Origin of the sequence: uncultured Maritalea sp. (assembly GCF_937139385.1) — a bacterium.
Lineage (GTDB): Bacteria > Pseudomonadota > Alphaproteobacteria > Rhizobiales > Devosiaceae > Maritalea > Maritalea porphyrae_A.
On record NZ_CAKZPW010000109.1, the window covers coordinates 1 to 5,965 of the forward strand.

General features: G+C 51.4%; 5 protein-coding genes and 1 pseudogene. 2 read left to right on the forward strand and 4 right to left on the reverse strand.

The annotated features are described in order from the left end of the window. Positions 1 to 55: 55 nt before the first annotated feature. Positions 56 to 2,545, reverse strand: coding sequence for an excinuclease ABC subunit UvrB (gene uvrB, locus Q0231_RS04430; protein WP_269395254.1), 2,490 nt, complete (start codon positions 2,543 to 2,545; stop codon positions 56 to 58). A gap of 249 nt (positions 2,546 to 2,794) precedes the next feature. On the opposite strand from uvrB, the gene Q0231_RS04435 reads away from it, so the two are divergent. Continuing rightward, positions 2,795 to 4,273, forward strand: a complete 1,479-nt coding sequence (locus Q0231_RS04435; protein WP_299345603.1) for an MDR family MFS transporter — start codon at positions 2,795 to 2,797, stop codon at positions 4,271 to 4,273. Positions 4,274 to 4,349: 76 nt separating this feature from the next. On the opposite strand, the gene Q0231_RS04440 is transcribed toward Q0231_RS04435, so the two are convergent. The 3 genes from Q0231_RS04440 to Q0231_RS04450 form a co-directional block, all read right to left on the reverse strand. Next, positions 4,350 to 4,733 (reverse strand): DUF1761 domain-containing protein, encoded by a 384-nt coding sequence (locus Q0231_RS04440; RefSeq protein WP_299345605.1) that lies wholly within the window; start codon positions 4,731 to 4,733, stop codon positions 4,350 to 4,352. Positions 4,734 to 4,815: 82 nt separating this feature from the next. After that, complete coding sequence (locus Q0231_RS04445; RefSeq protein ID WP_269395251.1) at positions 4,816 to 5,202, reverse strand: DUF1761 domain-containing protein; 387 nt, start codon at positions 5,200 to 5,202, stop codon at positions 4,816 to 4,818. Between the two features lie 123 nt (positions 5,203 to 5,325). Then, complete coding sequence (locus Q0231_RS04450; protein WP_299345608.1) at positions 5,326 to 5,664, reverse strand: GNAT family N-acetyltransferase; 339 nt, start codon at positions 5,662 to 5,664, stop codon at positions 5,326 to 5,328. Here Q0231_RS04450 and Q0231_RS04455 point away from each other — a divergent pair. Continuing rightward, positions 5,625 to 5,965, forward strand: a pseudogene (locus tag Q0231_RS04455) (formate dehydrogenase subunit alpha); the annotation flags it as partial. The gene Q0231_RS04450 and the pseudogene Q0231_RS04455 sit on opposite strands and share 40 nt — an antisense overlap.

The window sequence follows — 5,965 nt, forward strand, 5'->3', positions numbered from 1 at the left end:
CGCCTCGCACTTGATGCTGGGTCTCATTGTGGTGACGAAATGTTTGCCCGGGCCGCTAATCAATAATATCTAATTCCATATCCTTAAGCCGCTTTACCTCGTCGCGTAGGCGGGCGGCTTCCTCGAATTCGAGGTTGGTGGCGGCTTCGCGCATTTTGGCTTCGAAGTCTTTGATGGTGGCGGCGAGGTTATCGCCCACGTGCACAGCGCCCTTGGCGAACTTATCGCCGGTGCCGATGGTGACACGGTCGCCTTCGTAGACGGAATCCATGATGTTCTTAATGTCGGATTTGATCGATTGCGGCGTAATGCCGTGTTCAAGGTTATATTGTTCTTGCTTTTCGCGGCGGCGGTTGGTTTCGCCAATCGCGCGCTCCATAGAGCCTGTCACCTTGTCGGCATAAAGGATTACCCGGCCTTCAGCGTTTCGCGCAGCGCGGCCGATGGTTTGGATGAGGGATGTTTCGGAGCGCAAAAAGCCTTCTTTATCCGCATCCAAAATGGCGACCAAGCCACATTCGGGAATGTCCAACCCTTCGCGCAGCAAGTTGATGCCGATCAGCACGTCGAACGCGCCAAGGCGCAGATCGCGGATGATTTCGATCCGTTCAATCGTGTCGGTATCTGAGTGCATGTAACGCACTTTGATGCCTTGTTCGTGCATATATTCGGTGAGATCTTCGGCCATCTTTTTGGTCAAAGTGGTCACCAATGTGCGGTAGCCGACCTTGGCGACCTTTTTGATTTCGTCGATCACATCGTCGACCTGATTGGTGGCCGGGCGGATTTCCACCGGCGGGTCAATAAGGCCGGTTGGGCGAATGATTTGCTCGGCAAATACGCCGCCTGTTTGGTCCATTTCCCATTGGCCCGGCGTTGCGGACACATATACAGATTGGGGCCGCATAGCGTTCCATTCTTCAAACCGCAACGGGCGGTTGTCCATAGCCGAAGGCAAGCGGAAGCCATATTCGGCCAGCGTCGCTTTGCGGCGGAAATCACCCCGGTACATGGCGCCCAATTGGCCGACGGTGACGTGGCTTTCGTCAACGAAAACAAGCGCATTGTCTGGCAGATATTCAAACAGGGTTGGGGGCGGCTCGCCCGGCTGGCGGCCGGTGAGGTAGCGCGAATAGTTTTCAATGCCCGCGCAAGAGCCGGTGGCGCCCATCATTTCCAAATCGAAAAGGGTGCGCTGTTCCAAGCGCTGCGCCTCAAGAAAACGGCCCATCCCGTTGAGTTCTTGCAAACGGCCCTGCAGTTCGTTTTTGATGTAAATCATCGCCTGGTTGAGCGTGGGGCGCGGGGTGACATAGTGCGAGTTCGCATAAAGCCGGATGTACTTCATGTTCGCCGCTTTGTGGCCCGTCAGGGGGTCAAACTCCACGATGGATTCAATCTCGTCGCCCCACAGGGAAACCCGCCACGCCGCGCTATCAAAGTGGGCGGGGAAAATCTCGATCGTATCGCCGCGCACCCGGAAGGTGCCGCGCACGAAGGAGGCTTCGTTGCGTTTATATTGCAGGGCCACCAGCTGGGCGAGCAGTTCACGCTGATCGATTTTTTGACCTTCTTTGAGGTCAACGATCATTGAGGTGTAGCCTTCAACCGAGCCGATACCATAAATGCAGGACACGGACGCAACGATGATCACATCATCACGTTCCAGCACCGCGCGGGTGGCGGAGTGGCGCATCCGGTCAATCTGGTCGTTGATGGTACTTTCTTTTTCGATGAATGTATCGGTGCGCGGCACATAGGCTTCTGGTTGATAGTAATCGTAGAACGAAACGAAATATTCCACCGCATTGTTGGGGAAGAAGCTTTTGAATTCGCCATAAAGCTGCGCGGCCAAAGTTTTGTTGGGCGCTAAAATGAGCGCGGGGCGCTGGGTATTGTTGATCAGCGAGGCCACGGTGAAGGTTTTGCCCGAACCGGTGACACCCAGCAGCACCTGATCTGTTTCCCCATTCTCAATGCCTTCTTGCAATTCAGCGATGGCGGTTGGTTGATCGCCCTGTGGTTCGAACTTGGTGACCAGATCAAACTTGATGCCGCCTTCCATTTTTGGCGGGCGGGCCGGGCGGTGTGGTTTCCAGGCTTCAACGCCTTCCACTTCTTCGCGGCCGAATTGGATGAGGTTTTCTAGCGCTTTAACGGTTTCAGAAACGCCAGTGCTGGCGTCTGCGAACTGCCCCTTGTCGGCCCCTTTGTTGCGAATTTGGGACTCGGGCACATGGTTGAAACCCGCTTGTTGGGTTTCGCCGAATCCATCCAAATTTCCGGGCCGTTCAACCGCGTTGGCCTTGGATTTTGGTGACTTTTTCGACATGCCGGTGACGGTGTCTGGGTTCGATGTTTTGGTGTTTTTGCGTTTCGCTTCCTCCGCCTCGGCGCGGTCGAGCGCGCGCGCGTTGCGCAAGCGATGCTGGGGCAGGGGTTTGGATGCAACAATGTCCTCAGCTTTTTCGATCTCCGAAATGAAATCGTCGATCGAGAAATCTGGCTTTTCGGGGCGCTGGGGCTTTTTGTCGTCGCCGCTCATATTGCTGGGTCCATTGGTCGAATAGTAAAGGAGTGGCGCTGCTCATTCGTTCGCCGAGTTGTCTTGCAATATAGGAAGATTTTTTGTGAACGTAAAGGGAACATTTTGAGTTGTGCGCCAGAGAAAATCGATTTAGCTTAGCCGCAAATGGATCATTTCGAATAGGGTGATGGCCGAGAATAAATTCGCGTGCTTGTTCTAAGCCGTTTGTTCTTTGTCGTCTGTACACGGTTTTTCAAAAAGGTACTTATGGCAGATTTAGATCAAACGGCGCGTGTGGCCGAACAAACTGACAAGGGGGCCGATCACACTGCGCGCAATAGATTGGTGATCGCACTATTGTTGGGCTCAACTTTTGTTGTGTTTCTCAACGAAACGATTATGACGGTGGCGCTGCCCCGCCTAATGGTGGCGCTGGATGTTTCTGCAGGCGCGGTTCAATGGCTAACAACTGCATTTTTGCTGACCATGGCCGTTGTTATTCCGGTCACCGGATTTTTGATTCAGCGGATGAATACAAGGCCCATTTTTATTTTGGCGATGAGTATCTTTGCACTGGGAACGTTGATTTGCGCCTTATCCCCCGGGCTTGAACTGCTCATTTTTGGCCGGGTCGTGCAGGCGGTGGGTACCGCCATTATGATGCCCTTGTTGATGACGACTGTTATGACTTTGGTGCCCCCCGAAGCGCGGGGAAAAACAATGGGCAATATTTCTATTGTGATATCTGTTGCGCCAGCAATTGGACCTGCCATTTCTGGATTTATCTTGAATTATATGGAATGGCGTTGGCTGTTTATTCTTGTGCTACCGATTGCCTTGTTGGCTTTGGTGCTTGGGGCTAAATGGATGAAAAATGTTACCGAACCGCGCTATGCGCCTTTAGATTTTCTTTCTGTTATCCTGTCCGCGATCGCCTTTGGAGGCATTGTTTACGGGCTTTCGGGATTGGGTGGTGAGGAAACCGCAGAAATTGCTGGTTTGCCGGCATGGGGCACTTTGTTGATCGGCGCTGTGGTGATGGTTGTCTTCATCTTGCGTCAGCTTTCGTTACAGAAAAAGGATGCGGCCCTGCTGGATTTTCGCACCTTTCAATCCAAGCTTTATTCGATTTGTTTGGCCATGTTGGCAATCAGCATGATGACTTTGTTGGGCACAATCATTCTATTGCCGATCTATACCCAAAATGTGTTGGGGATTGATGCGTTACAAACCGGGCTTATTTTGATGCCGGGCGGGTTGATCATGGGTTTGCTCGCCCCCAGCGTTGGCCGATTGTATGACCGAATTGGTCCTCGGCCCTTGGTCATTCCGGGTGCCATTTTGGTTGCAGCGGTTTTGTGGGCATTAACACGCGTCGGGCAAGACACGAGCATGTGGAATATCTTGATCGGACATATGGTATTAAGCGTTGGTTTGGCGTTGGTCTTCACGCCACTTTTTACCGCTGGTTTGGGGGCCGTTCCACCTATGCTCTATTCGCACGGCAGTGCAATGTTGGGCAGTATCCAACAAGTTGCAGGCGCTGCTGGGGTGGCTTTGTTTGTGGCGGTTATGTCCATCCAAACGCGAAATTCTGTTGCTGCGGGGCTTGATGCAACAGCTGCCTTGACCAGTGGCATTCAGCTGGCCTTTATGTGCGGAGCGGCGATCTTTCTTGTTGCTTTGGTCTTGGCATTTTTTGTGCAACGCCCGCCCACGGTGTCGGCACAAGGCAGCGCGCACTAGGTGCACAGTTTCAACAAATATGGCCCCGTCCAATTTATGGTCGGGGCCGTTTTCACCCAAAGGTATGTCAGCGTTTTTAGAGCAGCAGTTGCACCAGGACTATGATCGCTACGCAGGCAAGGATGTAGCCGCCTTCAGTTAGTTTTGCGTAGGTGGATTTGCCCGTGAATGTGTTGTTGCCGTATTGCAAGACAACAAACATGGCACTGATCAACACAACCGCAGCCCAATTCTGAGAAGGGCTAAATAGCTCAATTATCCACGCGAGCAAAAACAGCCCGACAAACTGTGCGAGCATGGCGCTTAATGGCGGCATTGCTGGCTTGTATGCTTTCGCGCCAATCCCCTCGGCCCACTTTTTTACGAACAAAACGGGTGAATACCAAACAACGCCTAACAAATAAGAACCTATTGTACCGACAATTATGGCAATCCAACTGACCTCAAAAACATCAATCATTTCTGTGTCTTTCTACCAATGTGATCAATAAAGCCCCATCCAACTAAGGACGGGGCCTCTCTCTCCGCAGTATTTTTCTTGGCTAAAGCACCATTTGCACAGCGATCATGATCACAACTGCGATCACCCAATAACCGCCATCAACCAATTTCGCGTAAGTAGATTTTTGCGTGAATGAGTTGCCCGACCATTGCAACAAAACAAATGCAACCGTGATCAAGATGATGGTCAAGAGGCTGTTTGTTGCCGCTGTAATAGCGACAACCCATGCTAGGCCGATTAGACCAAGAGCTTGTGTTGCCATTGCCCCCATCGGCATCTCGCTGGCATCGCCCAATTCAACTTTGCTGCCCTCAGCCCACTTGGTGCCAAATAATTTTGGTGAATACCAAAGCCAACCTACCAAAAAAGCGGCAACGGCGCCCACGATTATGGCCAGCCAACTTACATTTGCGGTGATTTCTTCCATATTAGTCCCCATTGCTTTGGGGCGGTTCCCCTAAAACATGCCATCGCCCCATACGGCGTGCAAAACTTTGCATGGGTGCGACATTTTGGCAAGTATTTGTTAACCATTGGAAGTTGCTTCCTCTTAGAGAGATTTGGCCATGTTTATGTCTGTGGTCTTATATCCAAGGCTTTCATAAAGACCTATCGCACCGGAATTGAAACCGAATACATGTAGCGCCAATTTGGTTGCACCCAATTCACTTGCAACCGGTTCGATGAGGCGCATTGCAACTTGAGCGTGCCCCAAGCGACGAAAGTTTGCCGCAATTTCGAGGTCATAAATGAATGCGGTCGTGACGCCCCATTTTGTTGAAATCACAAACCAGACCGTGCCGATTTTTTGATCATCGCCATTCAGAATGGAGAACAGGTAGCTGTCGGGTGTGTTCAGTCGATATTGCTTTATCAGCAGATGGGCCAAGAAAAGTGATGGCTTCTTGTCATACCCCAATGGCCGACGGCATGCATATTTTTACTAATTCGCCACGGATAGAAAAGCTGCGCAAAAATATTGTCGAACTAGTGCTCAGTGATCACCCTGAAAATTGCGAGACTTGTCCGTCAAATAATTATTGTGAATTACAAGATGTTGCTCATACCACTGGTGTAAGGGAAATTCGCTTTGGCGATCAACAAAGCAGAGGCAAACAAAGTCGCGATAGTTTACCTGCGGTTAGCAAGGATAGTGAACATCCGTATATGCGCATGGACCTGTCGTTATG